Here is a 21,790-nt window from a genome sequence, read left to right as displayed (position 1 = left end):
GGTTTTAAAAACTGGAAGTATGCTGAAAAAAAAGGCAGTTACCGCGAGGTAACTGCCTTTTTGCGTTGCCGGACCGAAATTACGTGGTCAAGGGCTTGTAGCGGATACGTTTCGGTTTCGCGCCTTCTTCGCCCAGGCGTTTCTTCTTGTCGGCTTCGTATTCTTGATAGTTGCCGTCAAAGAAGGTGACCTGCGAGTTGCCTTCGAAAGCGAGGATGTGCGTGGCGATACGGTCGAGGAACCAGCGGTCATGGGAAATGACCATGACGCTGCCGGCAAATTCCAGCAGGGCGTCTTCCAGCGCGCGCAAGGTTTCCACGTCCAGATCGTTCGACGGTTCATCGAGCAGCAGGACGTTGCCGCCCATCAACAGGGTTTTCGCCAGGTGCAGACGGCCGCGTTCACCGCCGGACAGGTTGCCCACTTGCTTTTGCTGGTCCGAGCCCTTGAAGTTGAAGCGGCCCAGGTAGGCGCGCGACGGCATTTCGAAGCGGCCCACCGTCAGCATGTCGGCACCGCCGGACACATCTTCAAAGACGGACTTGTTGTCGGCCAGCGAATCGCGGTTCTGGTCGACGATGGAGACGCGCGCCGTCTGGCCGATGGCCACTTCGCCGCTGTCCGGCGTTTCCTTGCCGGTGATCATCTTGAACAGGGTCGATTTACCGGCGCCGTTGGGGCCGATGATGCCGACGATGGCGCCTGGCGGCACGGTAAAGCTCAGGTTATCGATCAGCAGGCGGTCGCCGAACGCCTTCGACACGTTCTTGAACTCGATGACTTCATTGCCCAGGCGTTCTGCCACGGGAATGAAGATCTCCTGCGTTTCGTTGCGCTTCTGGTATTCGTGCTCGGACAGCTCGTTGAAGCGGGCCAGGCGGGCTTTCGACTTGGCCTGGCGCGCTTTCGGGTTCTGGCGCGACCATTCCAATTCCTTCTGCAGCGCCTTCTGGCGCGCCGATTCCGTCGCTTCTTCCTGCTTCAGGCGGGCTTGCTTCTGGTCCAGCCAGGTCGAGTAGTTACCCTTCCATGGAATGCCGTGGCCGCGGTCCAGTTCCAGGATCCATTCGGCCGCGTTGTCGAGGAAGTAGCGGTCATGGGTGATGGCCACCACGGTGCCGGGGAAGCGCAGCAGGAATTGTTCCAGCCAGTCGACCGATTCCGCATCCAGATGGTTGGTCGGCTCGTCGAGCAGCAGCATGTCGGGCTTCGACAGCAGCAGCTTGCACAGCGCCACGCGGCGCTTTTCACCGCCGGACAGCACGCCGATGGTGGCGTCCCATGGCGGCAGGCGCAGCGCGTCGGCGGCCATTTCCAGCTGCAAATTCAGATTGCCGCCGTCGGAGGTCGAAATGATCGCTTCCAGGCGTGCCTGTTCCGTGGCCAGGGCGTCGAAATCGGCGTCTTCCTCGGCATACGCAGCGTACACGGCTTCCAGCTTGGCTTGCGCTTCAAACACTTCGCCCAGGCCCGACTCGACTTCCTGGCGCACGGTTTTGGCCGGGTCCAGCTGCGGTTCCTGCGGCAGGTAGCCGATGTTCAGGCCCGGCATCGGCACGGCTTCGCCCTGGATGTCGGTGTCGATGCCTGCCATGATTTTCAGCAGGGTCGATTTGCCGGAGCCGTTCAGGCCCAGCACGCCGATCTTCGCGCCTGGGAAGAAGGACAGGGAAATATCTTTCAGAATCTGGCGCTTGGGCGGGACGATTTTGCCCACGCGATTCATGGTGTAGACGTAATTTGCCATTAGAAATCTCGGGTGATATACAAAGACGGACAGGATACGGTAAACGCCCGCTTCCGGCCAGCGCTGCGCGCTGCGGAAACGGACGCCAGGGGCAGGACTAGGCGGCGGCGCGCGCCTTGCGGGCCGTCCACAGCCCTTCGGCCGCATACAGGGCCAGCGCCGTCCAGATGACGAGGAAGCCCAGCATGCGCTCGGGCGTGAACGATTCGTGGAAGACCCACACGCCGATCAAGAGCTGGCCCGTGGGGGCGATGTATTGCAACAGCCCCAGCACGGCCAGCGGCAGGCGGCGCGCGCCGGCGGCAAACAGCAGCAGGGGAATGGCCGTGATGGGGCCGGACGCCAGCAGCAGCGCGCGCGTGGCGGTGGAATCAGTGTTGACGAAGCCGCTCTGGCCATGCCACGCCAGCCACAGCATGTAAGCCAGCGCCAGGGGGAACAGAATCAAGGTTTCGAACGACAAGCCTTCCAGCGCGCCCAGCGCGGCCGTCTTGCGCAGCAAGCCATAGCCGCCGAAGGTGGCCGCCAGCAGCAGGGCGATCCATGGCACCTGTCCCGCCTGCCAAGTGAGCCAGGCCACGCCGCAGGCGGCCAGGCCGATGGCCAGCCACTGCAGGCGGCGCAGGCGCTCGTGCAGCAGCAAAAAGCCCAGCATGACATTGATCAGGGGCGTGATGAAGTAGCCGAGGCTGGCGTCGACCACGTGGCCGTTGTTGACGGCCCAGATATAGATGAACCAGTTGGCGGAGAGCAAAAACGCGCTGGCGACGAAGCTGGCCACGACCCTGGGCTGCGCCTTCAGGCTGCCCAGCCAGCTCCATTGCCGGCGCACGGTCAGCACGACGCCCAGGAACAACAGCGACCAGACCATGCGGTGCGCCAGGATTTCCTGCGGCGCGATCTCGCCGATGGCGTGGAAGTACAGGGGGAACAGGCCCCAGCACAGGAAGGCGAGGGAGGCGTAGAGCATGCCTGGATTCATGATGGGCTTCGCTGGAGAGTAGACAGTCTGTCATTATGGCTGAAAACATCGGGGGCTGCCCGGCGCCGCTGGCGAGGCGTAGAATGGCAACAAATCAATGGCCGCATGTCCGCGCAGCAAGGCGGAGCGGCACAAAACCACGACCTTGGGGCAGCTGCGGAACCATGCAAAAATACTCTTGCTATTTGCTAATACCTATCATATTGTGCGATGCAACAAAACAAAAACGGGTGCAACCTTGACGTCGGAACATAAAAAAAGCGGCCTTGCCGGCTTGACGCTGGCGGCCGTCGGCATCGTTTACGGCGATATCGGCACCAGTCCGCTGTACACCCTGAAGACCGTCTTCGACCCGGCCCACGGCCTGCTGCTCTCGCACGAGAACCTGCTGGGCATCGTCTCGCTGATTTTCTGGGGCCTGACCCTGATCGTTTCGCTCAAGTACGTGACCCTGGTGTTGCGCGCCGACAACCGCGGCGAGGGCGGCATCATGGCCCTGATGGCGCTGGTGCTGTCGTCCGTCAGCCGCCTGTCGCGCTGGCATTTCCCGCTGATGGTGATCGGCGTCTTCGGCGCCACCCTGTTCTATGGCGACAGCGTGATCACGCCGGCCATTTCCGTGCTGTCGGCGATCGAAGGCCTGGAAGTGGCCACGCCCGCCTTCAGTCCCTACGTGGTGCCGCTGACGATCGCCGTGCTGGTGGGCCTGTATTCGGTGCAGTCGCACGGCACGGCCGGCATCGGCCGCTATTTTGCTCCCGTCATGGTGCTGTGGTTTGCCGCGCTGGCCGGCATGGGCGTGGTCAACATCATCAAGTCGCCGGCCATCCTGGCCGCGCTCAATCCCCTGCACGCAGCCACTTTCCTGATGAATAACGGCTTCGTCGCCTTCGTCGCCCTGGGCGCCGTGGTGCTGGCGCTGACGGGCGCCGAGGCGCTGTACGCCGACATGGGCCACTTCGGCAAGAAGCCGATCCGCCTGGCCTGGTTCCTGATCGCCTTTCCCGCGCTGGCGCTGAACTACCTGGGCCAGGGCGGCTTGCTGCTGGCGCATCCGGAAGCCGTCTCGAATCCGTTTTACCAGCAACTGGGCGCGTGGAGCGTGTATCCGCTGGTGATCCTGTCGACCATGGCCACCGTGATCGCCTCGCAGGCGACCATTTCCGGCACCTTCTCGATGACCAAGCAAGCGATCGCGCTGGGCTTCCTGCCGCGCATGCGCGTGCGCCACACGTCGGAAAGCGAAATCGGGCAGATCTACATCCCCGCCGTGAACTGGCTGCAACTTGCCGTCGTGCTGCTGGCCGTCATCGGCTTCGGTTCCTCGGAAAACCTGGCCGCCGCCTACGGCATCGCCGTGACGGCCACCATGCTGTCGACGACGATCCTGACTTTCTTCGTCATCCGCTACCGCTGGAAGATGAACCTGGCCCTGTGCTGGGCCGCCACGGGCTTTTTCCTGATCATCGACGTCAACCTGGTGTCGGCGACTGCCCTGAAACTGTTCCACGGCGGCTGGTTCCCGCTGCTGCTGGGCTCGATTTTGTTCATCGTCATGCTGACCTGGAAGCGGGGCCGCCAGCTGGTGTTCCAGAACCTGGAAAAGCATGCGATTCCGCTCGACGATTTCCTCTCGTCGCTGTTCATCGCGCCGCCGCTGCGCGTACCCGGCACGGCCATCTTCCTGCGCGGCGAAACGGATGGCGTGCCGCACGCGCTGCTGCATAACTTGCTGCACAACAAGGTGTTGCATGAACGGGTGATCTTCCTCACCGTCTTCATGCATGAAGAGCCGTGGGTGGCGCCATCGGAGCGCGTGCGCGTGGTGGACCTGGGCCACCAGTGCTACCAGGTCAACGTGCATTACGGCTTCAAGGATGAACCGGACATTCCTGCCGCGCTGGCGCAGTGCGCCCAGCAGGGACTGGACTTCGAGATGATGGAAACGTCATTCTTTATCGCGCGCCAGACCATCATCTCGACGCCGGGTGCCGGCATGATGCCGTGGCGCGAGCACCTGTTCGTCACCATGTCGCGCAATGCGCGCACGGCGGCTGACTACTATCAGATTCCGAGCAACCGGGTGATCGAACTGGGTACGCAGGTAGAAATATAGATATTGTGTCAACGTTGCAGCGAGGCACATTTATTGCCGTGCTTACGTCTGCTTACAAATGGGCTACGCGAGTCCTGTTAAACTCCAGCCCGTACCGGTCCGCACCGTACGGGCTTAGCCACACACCAATATTTAAAGGGAAACCATGAAATCGGTATTTCAAATGATCGCCACCTTCGCTTGCGCCGTGGCCCTGACCGCTTGCGGCGCTGCTGCCAATACCGAGAAACCGGTCGTGCTTGACCCGAATACGCAAGTGAAGGAACTCCTCTTTCCCGACCTGGTGAAAGGCACCGGCACGGCGGCCGCGGCGGGCGATACCCTGACGGTGGCCTATACGGGCTGGCTGTATGACGCGAGCAAGCCGGACGGCAAAGGCGTGCAATTCGAAACGTCGCCCCCTCTCCAGCCTTTTACGTTTGTCCTCGGCATCGGCAAAATGATCCTGGGCTGGGATCGCGGCCTGGTCGGCATGCAGGTAGGCGGCACGCGCCGCTTGCTCATTCCGTATGACCTCGGCTATGGCGTGAGCGGCACCCGCGACAGGGTCACGAATGCGGTGGTGATCCCGCCTTACGCCGGCCTGGTGTTCGACATCACGCTGCAAAAAGTGGAAAAAAAGTAAGCACGCGCAAGGTGCACGGACAAAGGGCGACTCCATGGAGTCGCCCTTGTTGTTTTTGCGGCGGATTCAGGCGGGCGCCAGTTCCTGGAAGTAATACGTGGCGCCGCCCAGATTGGCCGGTGCGTCATATTGCAGCACTTGCGTGCGGCGCAGCGCCACCGGTGCGCTGAAGGCGGGGCCGTCGTAGACGAAGGTGTGGAATTCGCCGTTTTCGCCGCAGGCGTCGACGCCGGGCGGCAGGTCGGCCAGGAAGGCGGCGTCGAACTCGCGCCCGCAAAATTCGCGCGGCAGGTGCTGGCCATTGATGCACACGACGATGGCCTTGAAGCCGGCGGCAAGGAACTCATCGACCAGCGCGCGCCGATCCTCGCCCCACAGGGGCAAATGGGCCGTCAGGCCGGCTGTGGCGCAGACTTTTTCTTCCCAGTCGCGGTGGGGCTGCAAGTCGATGTCGCCGAAGATGGCGTGTTCTATGCCTGCGTCTTTCGCCGCGCGCAGCATGGCGACGAATTGCTCCTCGTAGCTGGCCCAGCTGGCGTGATAGCGCTGCAGGCGCGCGCCCAGGCTGGCTGCCTGCGCTGCGAGCAATTCCGGCGGTACGCCGTGCGAGCGCGACTTGCGGCCGTCTTCATCCATGGCCGTGATCAGCAGCGGCACGCTCGTGCCGGCGTTGCGCGCGCGCCACAGGGCCAGGCAGGAATCCTTGCCGCCGCTCCAGGAAATCAGGGCCGTCGTCATGCCGCCGCGCCCGGCTGCACGGCGCGCAGCATGTCGACGTGCTCGATGCCGTCTTCGTCGTAGGGCGCGCTGACGGTGACAAAGCCGAAGGACTGGTAGAAGCGCTCCAGGTAGTGCTGCGCGCCGATGCGGATGGCGTGGCCCGGGTGCTGGCGTTCGGCGCGCGCGATGCCCTCAAGCAATAGCTGCTTGCCGGCGCCCGTTGTGCGCGCCTCGGGCGCCGTCAGCACGCGGCCCAGCGACATTTCCACATACTTGGCGCCCGGCGCCAGCACGCGCAGGTAGGCGGCCAGCCGGCGTTCGCCGTCGACCGTTTGCCAACCCAGCAAATGCATGGCTTGCTGGTCATGGCCATCGAGGTCCGGGTAAATGCACTGCTGTTCGATGACGAACACGCGCTGGCGCAAGGCCAGCACCTGGTACAAATCGTGGGGGCCGAGTTCGTCGAACGTGTTCCATTGCCAGCTGATCATGGGTCATCCTTGATTGAGAGTGGCCATGATTTTACCGGCTTCACGCCGCCGGCGCGGGATAGCGCTGCGCATACCACTGCTTCAGGTGCTCGATGCAGCGCGTCACGCGGGGCGCCACCAGCTGGCGCGACGGGTAGATGGCAAACAGCGCCAGGCTGGGACGCTCCACGTCGGGAAACAGTTCGACCAGCGCGCCGCTGGCCAGTTCTGCGCGGCAGACAAAGGTGGGCAGGATGCCGATGCCCAGTCCCCGCAGGATCAGGCTGCGCATGAACAGGGTGTTATTCGTGCGCACCCAGTTCGGCACTTCGATGTCGCTGTGCGGCCCCGCATGGCGCAGCGGCCAGCGGCTGCCGAACAGGGCGTGGCTGTAGATGAAGCAGCGCTGGCGCGTCAGGTCCGTGGGGGCCAGCAGGGGACCGTGGCGTTCCAGGTAGGCGGGCGCGCAGCAGATGTGCAGGCGGTAGTCGTGGATGTGGCGCGCCACATAGCTCGAATCGGTGAGCGCCGTGGTGACGCGAAAACCCAGGTCGTAGTTGGCGGCCGCCAGGTCCACGTATTCATCCTTCAGGTCGACGTCCAGGCGCAAGGCCGGCCACTCGGCCATGAAATCGGCCAGGCCCTCGGCCAGCTCGCCCACGCCCAGCGATAATGGCGCGTTGATGCGCAGGCGGCCCGTCACGTGGGCCGTCGAGTGGGCCACCATGTCCTCGGCCTGCGCCAGTTCGTCGAGCAGCTTGCGGCAGTGCTCGAGGTAGGCGGCGCCCGTTTCCGTCAGGGCCAGCTGGCGCGTGGTGCGCGTCATCAGGCGCCCGCCCAGTTCCTGCTCCAGCTGGCCGATGCGCCGGCTCACATACGAGGCCGACAGGTCCAGTTCATCGGCCGCGCGGCGAAAGCTGCCCAGCTCGGCCACGCGGCGGAACAGCTGCATTGCCTGCAATTTATCCATGGCGTTCCCATTCGGTCGTATTTGGCATTAGTCAGCTGCATTATTCATCATTTTTCTCCATTTTGATTCGGAATATGCTGGCGGCTTCTCTACTGGAATCCTCATGATGAAAAAATTACTCTTAAGCAGTGTGCTGTTCGCCGCCTTTTCCACCGCCCAGGCGGCCGACGTTCTCGTCGTGCTGTCCGACGCGAACCACCTCGAATTGCGCGATGGCAAGGTCTTCGCGACGGGCTTTTATCTGAATGAATTGATGCAACCCGTCAAAAAGCTGCTCGACGCGGGCCACACGGTGACGTTCGCCACGCCGCAGGGCCAGGCGCCCACGCTGGACGCCAGTTCGGATACGGCCGCCTACTTTGGCGGCGACGCGGCCGCGCACGCGGCGCACAAGGCGCTGCTGGACCAGCTGGCGCTGACGGTGCCGGGCCGCTCGCCCGTGATCAGCCTGAAACGGGTGGCGCAGATCGGCTATGGCCACTATGCGGCCGTGCTGGTGCCGGGCGGCCACGCGCCCATGCAGGATTTGTTGAAGGATGCCGGCCTGGGCGCCTTGCTGCGCCAGTTCCACGCGGACGGCAAGCCGACGGCGCTGCTGTGCCACGGCCCCATCGCCCTGTTGTCGGCCCTGCCGCAGGCGGCCCAATTTACGGCCGCGCTGGAAGCGGGCCAGACGCCGCCCGCGCCGGCCGGCTGGATCTACGGCGGCTACCGCATGACGGTAATCAGCAACCAGGAAGAGGCGGCGGCGCAGGGCGCGCTCGGCGGCGGCACGATGAAGTTCTATCCGCAGTCGGGATTGCAGGCGGCTGGCGCGCAGTATGTGCAGAACCAGGCGCCGTGGAGCAGCAACGTGGTGGTCGACCGCGAATTGATCACGGGGCAGAATCCCGCCTCGGCGCCGGCCCTGGCGGACAAGCTGCTGCAGGCGCTGCGCTGAAAAAAATCCCCGGCGGCGCCTGGGGGCGCGGCCGGGGATGCGCCCCAAGGCGGTGGGGATTACACGATCGTCAGGGTGACGTCGATGTTGCCGCGCGTGGCGTTCGAGTACGGGCACACGATGTGGGCGGCGGCGACCAGCGCTTCGGCGGCGGCGCGTTCCATGCCTGGCAGCGAGATTTTCAGTTCCACTTCGATGCCGAAGCCCGTCTCGATGGCGCCGATGCCGACGTTGCCTTCGATCGACAGGTCCGCCGGCAGGGCGATCTTGTCGCGGCCGCCGACGAATTTCATGGCGCCGATGAAGCAGGCCGAGTAGCCGGCGGCGAACAGTTGTTCCGGATTGGTGCCGACGGCGCCATTGCCGCCCAGTTCTTTTGGCGTGGTCAGCTTGACGTCCAGCACATTGTCGGACGACACGGCGCGGCCTTCGCGGCCTCCGGTGGCGGTAGCTTGGGCGCGGTACAGGACTTGTTTGATCGACATGATGGTTTTCCTTGAGTTGATTAAATAGTTGACTACTAAATAGTGTGCTACTTGTTTCGTGGGCTGCTGCCCCAGGATGCCCGTCTGAAGAAGCGGTGTGCGGCGTCCATGTACACAATATATATCGTGCGCTATTTAATTGCAAGCGATTTTATTTGCGCGTGGCGCGGATTGAAGCTTTATTTTCTTGCCTTTGTCGCCAGTATTGCCCTTCCATCGCATAATGGCCACCGCCGCTGGCGCCGATAGTTATGCTTGGCCCCACTTCACTCCCCAAGGAAAAATCATGACTAGCCTTTTCTTTATCCTGCGCATCACCGTGGCCACGATGGTCGCCTACATCATCGCCACGGCGATTCTGGTCGAGAATTTCCTGCGCCATGTCTTCGGACAGACGGAAGGCTTTTTTGTCATCGTCGGCGCGCTGCTGGCCAGCGCCGTCGTCACGAATGCGTTTTCGCACGTGCGGCGCGTGCGCCTGATCGCCGGCGCCGTCAATGCCGGCACCCTGTCGAGCCGCCAGCGGCGCCAGATCGAGATTCCGTTCGAGGCGGGCGAGGCGTTCGACATGATCGACGCGGCCATCCGTGAACTGCCGGGCAGCGAAGTGGTCGAAAGCGCGCGCGACAGCCTGCAGGTGCAGGCCCGCGTGCGCCGCGCCGCGCCCTACACGCACACGGGCTTGCCGCGCATGCGCCTGCTGGGCTTCCTGGAGCCGCGGCCGAACCAGATTCTCGCCACCGTCACGCCGAATGGCGAAGCGGGCAGCGTCACCCTGATCTGCGAACCGGCGCGCAACGCCTGGACCGACTGGTTCCTCGTCGACCATGGCAGCAACCTGGAAAACGCGGAAGCGGTGACGCGGGCGATGACGCGCCGGGTGGCGCAGCGCCGCCGCGGCGAGCAGGCCGAGGCGCGCCAGACGGTGACGGAAAAGGAACTCACGGTGGCCAAGCTGAGCCTGCTGCATGCGCAGGTCGAGCCGCACTTCCTGTACAACACCCTGGCCAGCGCGCAGCTGCTCACGCGCAGCGACCCCGTGCGCGCCGACGAAATGCTCGGCAACCTGATCCTGTATTTGCGCCACTCGCTGCCGCGCACGGAGCAAGCCATGTCGACCCTGGGCACGGAGCTGGAACGGGCGCGCGCCTATCTCGATATCCTGAAAATCCGCATGGGCGCACGCCTGAACCTGCAGATTGAGGTGCCGCAATACCTGCGCCAGGCGGAACTGCCGCCGATGATGCTGCAAACCCTGGTGGAAAACGCCATCAAGCATGGCCTGGAGCCGAAAAGCGGCGGCGGCACCATCTGGATCATGGCGCGCAGCGGCAACGGCACGGTGATCGTCACGGTGGCCGATGACGGCAAGGGGCTCAGCGACGACGGCGCCGGCACGGGCATTGGCTTACGCAATGTGCGCGAGCGCCTGCGCCTGACCTACGGCAATGCCGCCGCGTTTGCCATTGTCGCCAATTTCCCCGATGGCGTGACGGCCACCATCACGGTGCCAGACAGCACGGCGCAAGGAGTTTCCTATGCATCAGCCTGAGATGACTTGCGTCATTGCCGAAGACGAAGCCCTGCTGCGCGACGCGCTGGTGGCCCTGCTGGCCGAAGAGTGGCCCGGCTTGCGCATCGTCGCCGCCTGCGACGACGGCGGCGCGGCGCTCGAGGCCATCGCCACCCTGCGCCCCGATATCGCCTTCCTCGACATCCGCATGCCGGGCTTGACGGGGCTGGAAGTGGCGGCCGGCGCGCTGGAAGCGAGTCCCGCCACGCAGGTGGTGTTCGTCACCGCCTACGACCAGTACGCGATCGACGCCTTCGATAATGGCGCCGTCGATTATCTATTGAAACCGATAGCCCGCGAGCGCCTGCAGGCGACCGTGCAGCGCGTGCAGGCACGGGCCGGCAAGACCCAGGCGGGCGACGGCGCGCTGGCCGGCCTGCTGCAGCAATTGAGCAGCGCCTTGCCGGCGGCGGCCAAGTCGCCGCCGCTGGTGTGGCTGACGGCCAGCAGCGGCAAGGATACGCGGCTGATCATGGTGGAAGACATCGCCTATTTTCAGTCCGACACCAAGTACACGGCCGTCATGACGGCGGAAGGCGAGGCGCTGTTGCGCAAGCCGATCCGCGAACTGCTCGACGTGCTCGACCCGGCCATCTTCAAGCAGATCCACCGCTCCACCATCGTCAACATGAAGATGGTGGCCTCGGTCACGCGCGACGAGGTGGGGCGTGGCGCCTTGCGCCTGAAAACGCGGCCGGAAACCCTGGCCGTGAGCCAGCCGTTCATGGCGCTGTTCCGCAATATGTAGGCTGGCTTAATCGGCCGTTTCAAAGCCTTCGAGCACGTTGACGACATTGATGCCGATTTCCTTCACGGCATAGCCTCCTTCGAGGATGAAGGCGGTGGGCAGGTTCAGATGCGCGAGGCGCTCGCCCACGCGCAGGTAGTCGCCGCTTTGCAGGGCGAAGTGCGACAGCGGGTCGCCGGCAAAGGTGTCCACGCCGAGCGAGACCACCAGCGCATCGGGCGCATACATATTGATGCGCAGGCAAGCCGTTTCCAGCGCGGCGAACCAGCTGGCCGTGGACGTGCCGGGGGGCAGCGGCAAGTTGACGTTGTAGCCCAGCCCCGCGCCGCTGCCCGTTTCATCGGCGTGGCCCAGATAAAACGGATATTCGCTGCGCGGGTCGGCGTGCAGTGAGGCGAACAGTACGTCGTCGCGCTGGTAAAAGATGCTTTGCGTGCCGTTGCCGTGGTGGTAATCGATATCGAGGATGGCGACCTTGCGCGCGCCGTCGTCGAGCAGATGCTGCGCGGCCAGCGCCGCGTTGTTCAGAAAACAGTAGCCGCCGAAGAAATCGCTGCCCGCGTGGTGGCCCGGCGGGCGCGTCAGGGCGAACGTGGCCCGCTCGCCCAGGCGCAGCGCATGGGCCGCATTGACGGCGCAGTCGGCGCCCGTCTTGGCCGCCGTCCACGTGCCGGCCGTCAGCGGCGTGCCATTGTCCATCGAGTACAGTCCCAGCTTGGCCGTGAAGTCATCCGGTTCGATATCGCTGCGCAAGGTGCGCACGGGCCACACGGATGGCAAGGCGTCCTTGCCCGCATTGTCGGGATCGAGCGCCAGCCAGTCGTGCCAGGCGTGGCGCAAAAAATGCAGGTAACGGGGCGTGTGGATGCGCTCCAGCGACGTCAGCGGCACGCCGTGCGGCGTGACGATGCGGCCCAGGTTGCGCCGTCCCAGCTCGGCCACCACCATGTCGGCCCGCTCGGGCGTCTCGAAGCAGGGCACCAGGGTGCCGCGAAACATTTCGAAGCGGCCCCGGTGCTGGCTGTGCAATTCATTGTAGAAGGTCAGCATGGGGGCGCTTTGCGCAAGGTCAGACTCAGGTGTGCGAGCACAGGGTGCTGGCGCGGTAAGCGGCGACGAAATCGTCGAAGCTGCCGGCCGGTGCCGCTTCCATGGCGCGTTGCTCGGCCAGCGAGCTGGCGGCCATCTCGTCGAAATACGCGCTTTGTTCCTGCGTTGCCGGCTGCGCGCGGAAATAGGCGGCGTGACGTTCGCTCTGGCGCAGGCCGAAGGCGGCAAACGAGCCGCCGTTGGCGCGCAGTTCGGCCAATACCTTCGCCGATGGCGTCGCATCCGGGTCGGCCAGTTTGCGGGCTTGCGCGGCCAGGCTGTCCGCATGCTGCGTGCCGCCAAGGCGCGCGTCGAGCAAGGCCGCCACGGGCGCGATGCGCGCCAGCAACTCTTCGCCCCAGGCCTGCAGGGTGATCTCTTCGCCGTCGCGGCGCAGGGTCAGGCCCGGCTTGCGGCCTTCCTTGACGGTGCGGGCGAAATTGTTCGTGTAGCAGGCGCTTTGCTCGGCCGAGATGGGACCGCTGTCGTCGAGCGCGCAGAACAGCAAAAACGCGTCGAGGAAGCGGCCCGTTTCCAGGCTGATGCCGACCGGCTCGAACGGGTCGACATCCATGCAGCGCACTTCGATGTATTGCACGCCGCGCAGGCACAGGGCCTGGATCGGGCGCTCGCCCGTGCGGATCACGCGTTTCGGACGGATGGTCGAATAGTATTCATTTTCGATCTGCAGCACGTTGGTGGACAATTGAATCCACTCGCCATCCTTCTTTGTGCCCAGCGCCGCATACGGCGGATACGGGTCGTTGACGGCGTGCGTGAGGGCGTTGACGTAGTCGTCCAGGCTGTTTTCGTGCGGGCGCAGGCCGGACTGGGCATCGTTCTGGTAGCCGAGGTCGCTCATGCGCAGGCTGGTGGCGTACGGCAGGAACAGGGTGTCGTCGGACAGGGTGTCGAGCTTGTGCGGGCGGCCGCGCAGGAAACCGGCCGACAGGGCCGGCGAAGCGCCGAACAGGTACATCAGGAGCCAGCTGTAGCGGCGGAAATTGCGGATCGTCGCCAGGTAGCTTTCCGACTGCACGTCTTTCGGCGTGGCCGCCGCGTGCGTGGGGCTGGCGCTGGTGTCAGGATTGCCGGCCAGCGCTTGCCACAGCTGCTCGTCGAGCGAGTAGTTGTAATGGATGCCGGCGATGCATTGCATGGCTTTGCCATAGCGCAAGGCCAGGCCGCGCCGGTAGACGTGCTTGAGCATGCCCATGTTCGAGCTGCCGTAGTTGGCGATTTCGATGTCCGCTTCGGGCGGCAGCTGGCACGGCATCGACTGGCTCCACAGCAACTCGTCGCCGAGGCGGCTGTAGGCGTGGCGGTGCACGGTGTCGAGTTTGTCCAGCGTGACGGCGATGTCCTGTTCCGCCGGCGTGATGAATTCGAGCAGCGCTTCGGCGTAATCGGTGGTGATTTCAGGGTGCGTCAGCGCCGAGCCCAGGGCGGCGGGGTGGGGCGTGGAAGCCAGATGGCCGGCATGGTCGACGCGCAGGGTTTCACGCTCGATGCCGCGCAAGCCGCCCAGCAGCGCGCGGTTGGCATCTTCGGTCAGCAATGCCAGGCGGCGAGTCAACAGGTTGGGCAATTTGAGCTTCCTTTCTTGTGCAGCATATAAATAATTTGTGCTGAGATTAACCGAATTTTGGCAAATGCGTCGGCGCCGGCCCAAAAAACGCCGCGTCGCCAGCGTCCGCCCCGGGGAACAGGGACGGCGCTTCGGTCAGGAATTCGCTTGATATTTTAACAAACTGCGGGGGATCTGGCGCGCCGCCGGATCAAGCTTTGCGCAGCTTGTCGTGCTCAGCCGTGGCGGGCGCCGCTGACCCGTTCGATGCCGGCCAGGTCGCGCCAGCTTTGCACTTTGTTGTAGCCGGCGTCGGCCAGCAAGCCGCGCACGGATGCCGCCTGGTCGTAGCCGTGTTCCATCAGCAGCCAGGCGCCTGACGCCAGGTGGCGCGCGGCGCCGGAGACGATGGTGCGCAGGGCCGACAGGCCATCCGCGTGGTCGGTCAGCGCGCCGGCCGGCTCGAAGCGCAGATCGCCTTCGGCCAGGTGGCGGTCGCCGCTGGCGATGTAGGGGGGATTCGAGACGATCAGGTCGAACTTTTCCGTGCCCAGCGCCTCAAACCAGTCGCTGGCCATGAAGGTGATGTTGACGCCGTTGGCGCTGGCGTTGCGGCGCGCCACGGCCAGCGCCGTGCTGCTCACGTCCAGGGCCGTGACGACGGCGTCGGGCCGCGTGTGCGCGAGGGCGACGGCGATGGCGCCGCTGCCCGTGCCCATGTCGAGCACCCGTCCGCCGGGCGGCAGGCGTTCGAGCGCCAGTTCCACCAGCACTTCCGTGTCGGGGCGGGGGATCAGCACGGCGTCGTTCACTTCGAACGGCAGGCCGAAAAACTCACGCTGGCCGACGATGTAGGCGATCGGCTCGCCCTGCAGGCGGCGCGCCAGCAAGGCTGACAAACGGGCCGCCTCGTCGGAAGTGAGGACTCGCTCCGATTGCGTGATCAGGCTCACGCGCGACAGGCCCAGCGCGTGGCCCAGCAGGATGCGGTTGTCGAGCGGATCGAGCAGGGGACGGATTTGCAGGGCGCCGACAGTGCTGCCGGCGGGGATCAGTGTTTCTGGCATAGTGCTTTCAATTATTTCTGACGGCGCAGCAAGGTCCACAGCAAGGTGAGGGCGAAGATGGCGAACCAGATGAACGCCCATTGCGGGATCGACAGGCCGAAGAATGGCTCGCCCGCGTTTTCGCAGGCGCCATACGATTCAAACATGAAGGGCATGAGTTCGGCCGTGAAGACCTTGTTCAGCGCCGTTTCCACCGGGTCGATGCCGCACGAAAAGCCGGGGTTGGCCAGCACGTACAGATGCTTGGCGCCCACGCCCAGGCCGCCCAGGGCCGCCAGCACGCCGACGCCCGCGCCGATCTTCGGCCGGTTGGCCGCCGCGCCGGCCAGGCAGGCGATGCCGATGGCGAGGAACAGGTAGCGCTGGATCACGCACAGCGGGCACGGCGCCATGTTCATGGCATGCTGCAAATACATGGCCACGCCCAGCATCAGGAAACACAGGGCGGCGGTCAACAGGAGGACGGTGCGTGAATTTTTCATGGGCGACACGGTGAGGTGGATGGAATCGAGCTGGTCATTTTCGCACAAGGGCGGATTTTTATTGCTTAGCCGCTACTTAAACCCTTGATCTGGCTGGGCGCGTTAAAAAGTGTTCAGGGCAAGGCGCAGCGCCGCAGGCAGTACGAATGTACGGCCAGGCGATGCAACGCCGCCATGGACGCTGTTTAATCGCCCAAGGCTGCCAGCAGCTCCGCCTGGTGCTCTGCCGCCAAGGCATTCGTCAAGTCCGTCAAATCCCCATCCATGATGAAGTCCAGCTTGTACAAGGTCAAATTGATGCGGTGGTCCGTCAGACGGCCTTGCGGGAAATTATACGTGCGGATGCGCTCGCTGCGGTCGCCCGAGCCGATCAGGCTCTTGCGGGTGGCCGCTTCCTTCGACTGCTGTTCGCGCAGCTGCACGTCCTTGATGCGCGCGGCCAGCACTTTCATCGCCTGCGCCTTGTTCTTGTGCTGGCTGCGGTCATCCTGGCATTCCACCACGATGCCGGTCGGCAAGTGGGTGATGCGCACGGCGGAATCCGTTTTATTGATGTGCTGTCCACCCGCGCCCGAGGCGCGGTAGGTGTCGATGCGCAGGTCGGCCGGGTTGATGTTGACGTCTTCCACTTCGTCCGCTTCCGGCATCACGGCTACCGTGCAGGCCGACGTGTGGATGCGGCCCTGCGTTTCCGTGGCCGGCACGCGCTGCACGCGGTGGCCGCCCGACTCGAATTTCAGTTTCGAATACGCGCCATTGCCGACGATACGCACGATCACTTCGCGGTAGCCGCCCAGGTCGGAATCGGAAGAAGACACGAGTTCCACCTGCCAGCGGTTGCGCTCGGCAAAGCGCGTGTACATGCGCAATAAATCGCCGGCGAACAGGGCCGATTCATCGCCGCCCGCGCCGGCGCGAATTTCCAGGAAGATATTGCGCTCGTCGTTGACATCCTTCGGCAGCAGCATGGTTTGCAATTCGCGTTCCAGCCGCGCCATGGTGGTCTTGGCCGCCTCGATTTCTTCCTGGGCGAATTCCTTCATGTCGGGATCGCCCAGCATCTCTTGCGCTGTCGCAATATCGTTGCCCGCTTCCTGGTAGGAATGGTACAGGGCGACCAGCGGGCCCAGTTCGGCGTGCTCGCGCGTCATCTTGCGGTAGCTGTCCATGTTCGACGTGGCGTCCGGATGCATCAGCAGTTCGTCGAGTTCGACCAGGCGGTTCGCCAGTTGATCGAGTTTGGCCAGCATGGATGGTTTCATAGCGATTCGCGGTAAAAGGTGTAGGGATGATACGGGCCCGGCAGGCGGGCAGGGGCGGCCGCGCGGGCGGCCAGCGGGGCTGCGCTAACGGCGGGGGCGGAACAGTTTCGGCAGCAGGGTGACCAGCTGCTTGCGCTCGTCGCCTTGCGCGTGGTGCAGCGCTTGCTGCGGGCCGTGCAGGAATTTGGCCGTCAAGCCTTTCGACAGCGCTTCCAGGACGGCGTCGATGTCGGCGCCCTTGGCCAGCATCTTGCGCGCCCGTTCCACTTCCATCAGGCGCAAGGATTCGCTGTTTTCATGCAAATGCTGGATGACGGGCACCATGGCGCGGTCGTCGACCCAGCTCATGAACGATTGCACGCGCGTCTCGATGATGGCTTCGGCTTGCGCCACGGCCGCTTGCCGGCTTTCCAGGCCCGTCTGCACGACCTTGCCCAGGTCGTCGACCGTGTACAGGAAGACGTCGTTCAAACGGCCCACTTCCGCCTCGATGTCGCGCGGCACGGCCAGGTCGACCATGAACATGGGCTTGTGGCGGCGCGCCTTGATGGCGCGCTCGACCAGGCCCAGGCCCAGCAGCGGCAACGACGACGCCGTGCACGAGATGACGATGTCGAACTGGTGCAGCTGCTCCGGCAAGTCGGCCAGGCGGATGGCCTTGCCGTTGAAGCGGTGCGCCAGTTCCTCGCCCCGCTCCATGGTGCGGTTGGCAATGGTGATGCTTTTCGGGTTTTGCGCCGCAAAGTGCGTGGCGCACAATTCGATCATTTCGCCGGCGCCGATGAACAGCACGTTCTGCTCGGCAATCTTGTCGAAGATGCGCTGCGACAGGCGCACGGCGGCGGCCGCCATGGACACGCTGTGGGCGCCGATTTCCGTGCTGCTGCGCACTTCCTTGGCGACGGAAAAGCTGCGCTGGAACAACTGGTGCAGATACGTGCCCAGGCCGCCCGCCTCGTCGGCCGTGCGGATGGCGTCCTTGATCTGCCCCAGGATCTGCGTTTCGCCCAGCACCATCGAATCGAGCCCGGAGGCGACGCGGAAGGTGTGGCGCACGGCATCGTGCTGCGGCAACATATATAAGTGGGGGCGCAGCTCGCTGTAGTTGAGCTTGTGATAATCGGCCAGGAAATGCGCGCCCGCGTCGAGCGGATTGGGCACGTGGCTGGCCGCGTACAGCTCGGTGCGGTTGCAGGTCGACAGGATGGCCGCTTCGTCGTTGTCGCGCAAGTCGATGCGCTGGAACCAGGTGCGCGCCGCCATCACCGCCTGGCCCAAGTGCTCAGGCGCAAACGCCAGCTGTTCGCGGAGCGACACTGGGGCGGTGGTATGGTTGAGGCCTACGGCGAGCAGTTGCATTTCAGGGCTGTTGGGATGGCTTATGCCGACATTATAACGCTTTGTGCCCGTGCTTTGAGCAGGTCAGCCGTTTGCCGCCGTTCAGCCGCCCAGTTTTTCCAGGCGATAACCGTAACTGTAGACGGGCACCAGCCTGTAGCCGTGTTCCGGTTTCAGCTGCAGCTTGTTGCGCACGCGCGAGACGTGGGTATCCATGGTGCGCGAAGGCAGGGCCGTGTCGCGCTGCCACACGGCTTCGTGGATGTAGGCGCGCGACAATGGACGGCCCAGGTTGCGGAAAAACAGCAGCGCCAGGGCGAATTCCTTGTGCGTCACGTCGAGCACTTCGCCATCGCGCAGCAGGCGGCCTGGACGGGTTTCAAACGTGTAATGACCGAATTGCAAGGTTTCGGCGCCATTCTGGGCCGGGTACGCCACGCGCAGCAGCGCCTGGGTGCGCAAGGTCAGTTCGCTGCGCCGCAAGGGCTTGATCATGTAGTCGTCGGCGCCGGCCGTCATGCCCGCCACCACGTCGTCTTCGCCGGAACTGTTGGTCATAAACAACACGGGCGCCTTGGGCGCCAGTTTTTCCCGGGCACGGCGCAAGACTTCGGCGCCGTCCAGATCGCTCACATGCCAGTCGAGGATCAGCATGTCGCAACTGTCCTTGCGCAGTTGCCCCAGCATGTCCTTGGCACTCTGAAACTCGTGGCAAGCGTGGCCGGCGGCGGTGAGCACCTGGCAGATCAGTTCTGCCTGGCTATGGTCGCTATCGAGTACGGCAATTCGCATAATGGGCTGGAGTGTGTAGCAACAAACAGACGGTCCGCTCTGCTTATCGTAATGTTAAGGAATGCTCAAGTGAAATATAACAGAGATTGCAACTGTGTCCAGTGAAATCGGCAGCGCAGGCCTTTACGTTACACTTGTTCATCTACCCATCACTCGCGGAGAAACGGCCATGGCAGACAAGAGCACCACCGATTGGACCCTGATACCGGCCAGCCGCGCGGACATCGAGCAAGTGCGCGAACGGTGCCGGCGCCTGGTGCAGCGGCGTGCCATGATGTCGGCGGGCGCCTCGGCCATTCCCATTCCCGGCATCGACCTGATGTCCGACGTAGGCCTGTTTTCCATGCTGATCAACGATATCAACCACGAATTCGGCCTCACGCCCGAGCAGATCGAGCGCCTCAACCCGCAGTTCAAGATGATGGCCTACCGCGCGGCGGTGGGCATGGGCGGCATGCTGGTGGGAAAGTTGGTGTCGCGCGAACTGATCCTCCAGCTGCTCAAGCGCAGTGGCGTCAAGATTGCCACCAAGCAGGTGGCGCGCTTTGTGCCGTTTGCCGGCCAGGCGGTGGCGGCAGCCATCGGCTACGCCGTGTTCCGTCAGATCGGCAACCAGCACGTGAACGCCTGCGCCGCGGTGGCGCAGGAATTGCTTACGGTCAGGCCGGATTAGGCCTTACGCGTCCGGCAGCACCACGTTGACGTCGAGTACTTCCAGGTTGCCCTGGCGGTCCAGCGAAATCTTGATGTCGTCGGCATTGACCTTGGTGTACTTGGAAATGACGGCGATCAATTCCTTGTGCAGGGCGGGCAGGAAGTCCGGACCATCGCGTCCGCTGCGTTCGCGGGCGATGATGATCTGCAGGCGTTCCTTGGCCGCGGTGGCCGTCTTCGGCTTGGGGGGGAACAGGAAAGAAAGCAAGGCCATATCACTTCGCCCCAAAAATGCGCTGGAGTAATCCAGGCTTTTCATAGTTGGTAAAGCGCAACTCGACATCTTCGCCGAGGAAACGCGAGACCACGTCTTCATAGGCTTGCGCCACGTCCGTGCCCGTGAAATGGATGGCCGGGTTGCCCTGGTTCGAGGCGGCCAGCACTTGCTCCGATTCCGGAATGATGCCCACCAGCGGGATGCGCAGGATTTCCTGCACGTCCTGGTAGGACAGCATTTCATCCGATTCCACGCGTTTCGGCGAGTAGCGGGTGATCAGCAAATGTTCCTTGACCGGCTCGCCGCCCGTCTGCGCGCGGCGCGACTTGGCTTGCAGGATGCCCAGGATGCGGTCCGAATCGCGCACCGACGACACTTCCGGGTTGGTGACGATGATGGCTTCATCGGCAAACGTCAGCGCCATCAGCGCGCCATGCTCGATACCGGCCGGCGAATCGCAGATGATGAATTCGAAGCCCATGTTGATCAGGTCGTTCAACACACGTTCCACGCCTTCTTCCGACAAGGCATCCTTGTCGCGCGTTTGCGAGGCTGGCAGGATGAACAGGTTGTCGCAGTGCTTGTCCTTGATCAAGGCCTGGTTCAGGGTTGCTTCCTTGTTGATCACATTGATCAGGTCGTAGACGACGCGGCGCTCGCAACCCATGATCAGGTCGAGGTTACGCAGGCCCACGTCGAAGTCGAGCACGGCTGTCTTGTGGCCGCGCATGGCCAGGCCAGTGGAAAAACTGGCGCTAGAGGTCGTCTTGCCGACACCGCCCTTGCCGGACGTCACAACAATAATTCTTGCCACAAATAATCCTTTTCAGATATCTCTTGAATTGTGCAGCTTAAGAGCGGTTCACGGGAGTGACCGGATTGACAGAGTGTATATCGATTCTGTCTCCAGCCAAACGAATTTGCGCGGGTCCGCGCGCCATTTCTGGGGGGAAACCATCTTCGAACGTGCGGTACACGCCGGCGATCGAGACCAGTTCCGGTTCCATGGCCAGCGCGAAGATGCGCGCCTGGGCATTGCCCGAGGCGCCAGCCAGCGCGCGGCCGTACAGCGAGGAATATACGTGGATGCTGCCGTCGGCGATGATTTCAGCGCCATTGTTGACGACGGCGGTGATGATCAGGTCGCAGCCGCGCGCATAGATGCGCTGGCCGGCCCGCACGGGCGTGTCGATCACCATCACCTGGGCGTCGGCGCCCGACTGGGCGGCGGCAGTGGGGGTATCCTTGGGACCATCCTTGGGCGGCGCATCGTCGCGCGTCTTGCCGCTGTCGAGGCTCAAGCCTTGCGCCAGGATGGCGTCATGCATGTCGGCCGGCGCATTGCGCACGGCCACGGCATTCAAACGGTATTTTTTCAGCAGGGCCACGAGGGCGGCCCAGTCGATGGGCACGCTGCCGGGCGGCAAGGCCGCCACGTCCAGCACGGCCAGGTCGTCCTCGAAAAAGTCCGCCACGCCTCCCGTCATGTCGCGCAAGGCGGCATCGAGTGCCTGCGTATCGGCGCTATGCAGAATGGCGGAGACGGCAACGACGGTGGAAATCTTGATTTCGATAGGCTTCTGCGACGGGCTTTTGGACATAAACATTTATCAAAGTGAAACTGCGGCAGGCCAGATGTTCCATACGGCAACAATGGGAGCAGTAAATTTCTTGCATTCTACTGCAAAAAAATCGGCATCAGGGGCCTGGCGCGTGCTATTCCGCAGGGCAACACCTACTTCATGTCAAAAAAAACGGACGGCGCCCCGGAAAACCGGTGCGCCACCCCGAAAGCAGCCGAGAATGCGGCTTGAGTCCGCCTATCAAAACCTGCTGCGCGTCGTAATTTGCGGTCTGCGATGCTCACTGTACCTTCGTACAGTTGC

General features: G+C 63.7%; 22 protein-coding genes. 6 read left to right on the top strand and 16 right to left on the bottom strand.

Annotated features, from left to right (window positions below; translation table 11 throughout):
* Positions 1–79: 79 nt before the first annotated feature.
* Together ettA and rarD are read right to left on the bottom strand one after the other, a co-directional pair.
* On the bottom strand, positions 80–1,747 hold the full coding sequence (ettA, locus tag NCG91_RS09915; protein ID WP_034752850.1) for an energy-dependent translational throttle protein EttA: 1,668 nt from the start codon (positions 1,745–1,747) through the stop codon (positions 80–82).
* Positions 1,748–1,844: 97 nt separating this feature from the next.
* Complete coding sequence (rarD, locus tag NCG91_RS09910; protein ID WP_251349527.1) at positions 1,845–2,729, bottom strand: EamA family transporter RarD; 885 nt, start codon at positions 2,727–2,729, stop codon at positions 1,845–1,847.
* A 238-nt stretch (positions 2,730–2,967) separates the two neighbouring features.
* Here rarD and NCG91_RS09905 point away from each other — a divergent pair, with 238 nt between their 5' ends.
* Together NCG91_RS09905 and NCG91_RS09900 are read left to right on the top strand one after the other, a co-directional pair.
* Entirely contained in the window at positions 2,968–4,845 is a 1,878-nt protein-coding gene (locus NCG91_RS09905) for a potassium transporter Kup (protein WP_077398475.1), read from the top strand.
* A 145-nt stretch (positions 4,846–4,990) separates the two neighbouring features.
* On the top strand, positions 4,991–5,470 hold the full coding sequence (locus tag NCG91_RS09900; protein WP_251349526.1) for an FKBP-type peptidyl-prolyl cis-trans isomerase: 480 nt from the start codon (positions 4,991–4,993) through the stop codon (positions 5,468–5,470).
* 66 nt (positions 5,471–5,536) lie between these two features.
* On the opposite strand, the gene NCG91_RS09895 is transcribed toward NCG91_RS09900, so the two are convergent.
* The 3 genes from NCG91_RS09895 to NCG91_RS09885 are packed head-to-tail and all read right to left on the bottom strand — an operon-like array spanning position 5,537 to position 7,630.
* Complete coding sequence (locus NCG91_RS09895; RefSeq protein WP_251349525.1) at positions 5,537–6,208, bottom strand: Dph6-related ATP pyrophosphatase; 672 nt, start codon at positions 6,206–6,208, stop codon at positions 5,537–5,539.
* Positions 6,205–6,681, bottom strand: coding sequence for a GNAT family N-acetyltransferase (locus NCG91_RS09890; protein WP_251349524.1), 477 nt, complete (start codon positions 6,679–6,681; stop codon positions 6,205–6,207). Before NCG91_RS09890 ends, NCG91_RS09895 begins: the two co-directional genes overlap by 4 nt.
* 40 nt (positions 6,682–6,721) lie before the next feature.
* A complete protein-coding gene (locus tag NCG91_RS09885) occupies positions 6,722–7,630 on the bottom strand; it encodes a LysR family transcriptional regulator (protein WP_251349523.1) in 909 nt (302 codons plus the stop codon).
* Between the two features lie 106 nt (positions 7,631–7,736).
* Between NCG91_RS09885 and NCG91_RS09880 the strand changes: the two genes are divergently transcribed.
* On the top strand, positions 7,737–8,570 hold the full coding sequence (locus NCG91_RS09880) for a type 1 glutamine amidotransferase domain-containing protein (protein ID WP_251349522.1): 834 nt from the start codon (positions 7,737–7,739) through the stop codon (positions 8,568–8,570).
* A gap of 59 nt (positions 8,571–8,629) precedes the next feature.
* Here NCG91_RS09880 and NCG91_RS09875 read toward each other — a convergent pair whose 3' ends face one another.
* Positions 8,630–9,055, bottom strand: coding sequence for an organic hydroperoxide resistance protein (locus NCG91_RS09875; protein WP_034783746.1), 426 nt, complete (start codon positions 9,053–9,055; stop codon positions 8,630–8,632).
* Positions 9,056–9,341: 286 nt separating this feature from the next.
* Between NCG91_RS09875 and NCG91_RS09870 the strand changes: the two genes are divergently transcribed.
* Both NCG91_RS09870 and NCG91_RS09865 read left to right on the top strand, forming a co-directional pair.
* Entirely contained in the window at positions 9,342–10,607 is a 1,266-nt protein-coding gene (locus NCG91_RS09870; RefSeq protein ID WP_099665886.1) for a histidine kinase, read from the top strand.
* Positions 10,594–11,376 (top strand): LytR/AlgR family response regulator transcription factor, encoded by a 783-nt coding sequence (locus NCG91_RS09865; RefSeq protein WP_099665885.1) that lies wholly within the window; start codon positions 10,594–10,596, stop codon positions 11,374–11,376. The genes NCG91_RS09870 and NCG91_RS09865 overlap by 14 nt, the downstream gene beginning before the upstream one ends.
* 6 nt (positions 11,377–11,382) lie before the next feature.
* Here the strand turns inward: NCG91_RS09865 and NCG91_RS09860 are convergent, their stop codons facing one another.
* From NCG91_RS09860 to NCG91_RS09830, 7 genes are all read right to left on the bottom strand, one after another.
* Positions 11,383–12,426, bottom strand: coding sequence for a histone deacetylase family protein (locus tag NCG91_RS09860; RefSeq protein ID WP_099665884.1), 1,044 nt, complete (start codon positions 12,424–12,426; stop codon positions 11,383–11,385).
* 25 nt (positions 12,427–12,451) lie between these two features.
* Positions 12,452–14,053: a glutamate--cysteine ligase gene (gene gshA / locus NCG91_RS09855; protein ID WP_251349521.1), complete on the bottom strand. Its 1,602-nt coding sequence runs from the start codon at positions 14,051–14,053 to the stop codon at positions 12,452–12,454.
* A 215-nt stretch (positions 14,054–14,268) separates the two neighbouring features.
* The gene (gene prmC / locus NCG91_RS09850) at positions 14,269–15,099 is read right to left on the bottom strand and encodes a peptide chain release factor N(5)-glutamine methyltransferase (protein WP_099665882.1); all 831 of its coding nucleotides are present in this window, start codon (positions 15,097–15,099) and stop codon (positions 14,269–14,271) included.
* An 11-nt stretch (positions 15,100–15,110) separates the two neighbouring features.
* Positions 15,111–15,581, bottom strand: a complete 471-nt coding sequence (locus NCG91_RS09845) for a disulfide bond formation protein B (RefSeq protein WP_077408913.1) — start codon at positions 15,579–15,581, stop codon at positions 15,111–15,113.
* 185 nt (positions 15,582–15,766) lie between these two features.
* Positions 15,767–16,843: a peptide chain release factor 1 gene (gene prfA / locus NCG91_RS09840; RefSeq protein ID WP_251349520.1), complete on the bottom strand. Its 1,077-nt coding sequence runs from the start codon at positions 16,841–16,843 to the stop codon at positions 15,767–15,769.
* An 84-nt stretch (positions 16,844–16,927) separates the two neighbouring features.
* A complete protein-coding gene (hemA, locus tag NCG91_RS09835) occupies positions 16,928–18,202 on the bottom strand; it encodes a glutamyl-tRNA reductase (protein ID WP_077398499.1) in 1,275 nt (424 codons plus the stop codon).
* Between the two features lie 81 nt (positions 18,203–18,283).
* Positions 18,284–18,973, bottom strand: coding sequence for a response regulator transcription factor (locus NCG91_RS09830; RefSeq protein WP_099665880.1), 690 nt, complete (start codon positions 18,971–18,973; stop codon positions 18,284–18,286).
* Positions 18,974–19,142: 169 nt separating this feature from the next.
* On the opposite strand from NCG91_RS09830, the gene NCG91_RS09825 reads away from it, so the two are divergent.
* Complete coding sequence (locus tag NCG91_RS09825) at positions 19,143–19,646, top strand: YcjF family protein (protein ID WP_251349519.1); 504 nt, start codon at positions 19,143–19,145, stop codon at positions 19,644–19,646.
* A 3-nt stretch (positions 19,647–19,649) separates the two neighbouring features.
* Here NCG91_RS09825 and minE read toward each other — a convergent pair whose 3' ends face one another.
* Genes minE through minC form a run of 3 tightly spaced genes read right to left on the bottom strand, consistent with a single transcriptional unit; the run spans position 19,650 to position 21,505 of the window.
* Entirely contained in the window at positions 19,650–19,901 is a 252-nt protein-coding gene (minE, locus tag NCG91_RS09820; protein WP_034752886.1) for a cell division topological specificity factor MinE, read from the bottom strand.
* 1 nt (position 19,902) lies between these two features.
* Positions 19,903–20,718, bottom strand: a complete 816-nt coding sequence (gene minD / locus NCG91_RS09815) for a septum site-determining protein MinD (RefSeq protein WP_034783730.1) — start codon at positions 20,716–20,718, stop codon at positions 19,903–19,905.
* Between the two features lie 37 nt (positions 20,719–20,755).
* Positions 20,756–21,505, bottom strand: a complete 750-nt coding sequence (gene minC / locus NCG91_RS09810; protein ID WP_251349518.1) for a septum site-determining protein MinC — start codon at positions 21,503–21,505, stop codon at positions 20,756–20,758.
* Between the last annotated feature and the right edge of the window lie 285 nt (positions 21,506–21,790).

Source organism: Janthinobacterium kumbetense (genome assembly GCF_023703445.1).
Lineage (GTDB): Bacteria > Pseudomonadota > Gammaproteobacteria > Burkholderiales > Burkholderiaceae_D > Janthinobacterium > Janthinobacterium kumbetense.
This window is presented reverse-complemented; position numbering and strand designations above follow the sequence as displayed.

Coding starts and splice junctions, on each gene's coding strand:
- prfA (WP_251349520.1), bottom strand. CDS start 16,843: ATGAAACCATCCATGCTGGCCAAACTCGATCAACTGGCGAACCGCCTG.
- NCG91_RS09885 (WP_251349523.1), bottom strand. CDS start 7,630: ATGGATAAATTGCAGGCAATGCAGCTGTTCCGCCGCGTGGCCGAGCTG.
- NCG91_RS09890 (WP_251349524.1), bottom strand. CDS start 6,681: ATGATCAGCTGGCAATGGAACACGTTCGACGAACTCGGCCCCCACGAT.
- NCG91_RS09900 (WP_251349526.1), top strand. CDS start 4,991: ATGAAATCGGTATTTCAAATGATCGCCACCTTCGCTTGCGCCGTGGCC.
- NCG91_RS09830 (WP_099665880.1), bottom strand. CDS start 18,973: ATGCGAATTGCCGTACTCGATAGCGACCATAGCCAGGCAGAACTGATC.
- NCG91_RS09825 (WP_251349519.1), top strand. CDS start 19,143: ATGGCAGACAAGAGCACCACCGATTGGACCCTGATACCGGCCAGCCGC.
- NCG91_RS09875 (WP_034783746.1), bottom strand. CDS start 9,055: ATGTCGATCAAACAAGTCCTGTACCGCGCCCAAGCTACCGCCACCGGA.
- NCG91_RS09860 (WP_099665884.1), bottom strand. CDS start 12,426: ATGCTGACCTTCTACAATGAATTGCACAGCCAGCACCGGGGCCGCTTC.
- rarD (WP_251349527.1), bottom strand. CDS start 2,729: ATGAATCCAGGCATGCTCTACGCCTCCCTCGCCTTCCTGTGCTGGGGC.
- NCG91_RS09865 (WP_099665885.1), top strand. CDS start 10,594: ATGCATCAGCCTGAGATGACTTGCGTCATTGCCGAAGACGAAGCCCTG.
- hemA (WP_077398499.1), bottom strand. CDS start 18,202: ATGCAACTGCTCGCCGTAGGCCTCAACCATACCACCGCCCCAGTGTCG.
- minC (WP_251349518.1), bottom strand. CDS start 21,505: ATGTCCAAAAGCCCGTCGCAGAAGCCTATCGAAATCAAGATTTCCACC.
- minE (WP_034752886.1), bottom strand. CDS start 19,901: ATGGCCTTGCTTTCTTTCCTGTTCCCCCCCAAGCCGAAGACGGCCACC.
- prmC (WP_099665882.1), bottom strand. CDS start 15,099: ATGCCAGAAACACTGATCCCCGCCGGCAGCACTGTCGGCGCCCTGCAA.
- ettA (WP_034752850.1), bottom strand. CDS start 1,747: ATGGCAAATTACGTCTACACCATGAATCGCGTGGGCAAAATCGTCCCG.
- NCG91_RS09895 (WP_251349525.1), bottom strand. CDS start 6,208: ATGACGACGGCCCTGATTTCCTGGAGCGGCGGCAAGGATTCCTGCCTG.
- NCG91_RS09845 (WP_077408913.1), bottom strand. CDS start 15,581: ATGAAAAATTCACGCACCGTCCTCCTGTTGACCGCCGCCCTGTGTTTC.
- NCG91_RS09870 (WP_099665886.1), top strand. CDS start 9,342: ATGACTAGCCTTTTCTTTATCCTGCGCATCACCGTGGCCACGATGGTC.
- NCG91_RS09880 (WP_251349522.1), top strand. CDS start 7,737: ATGAAAAAATTACTCTTAAGCAGTGTGCTGTTCGCCGCCTTTTCCACC.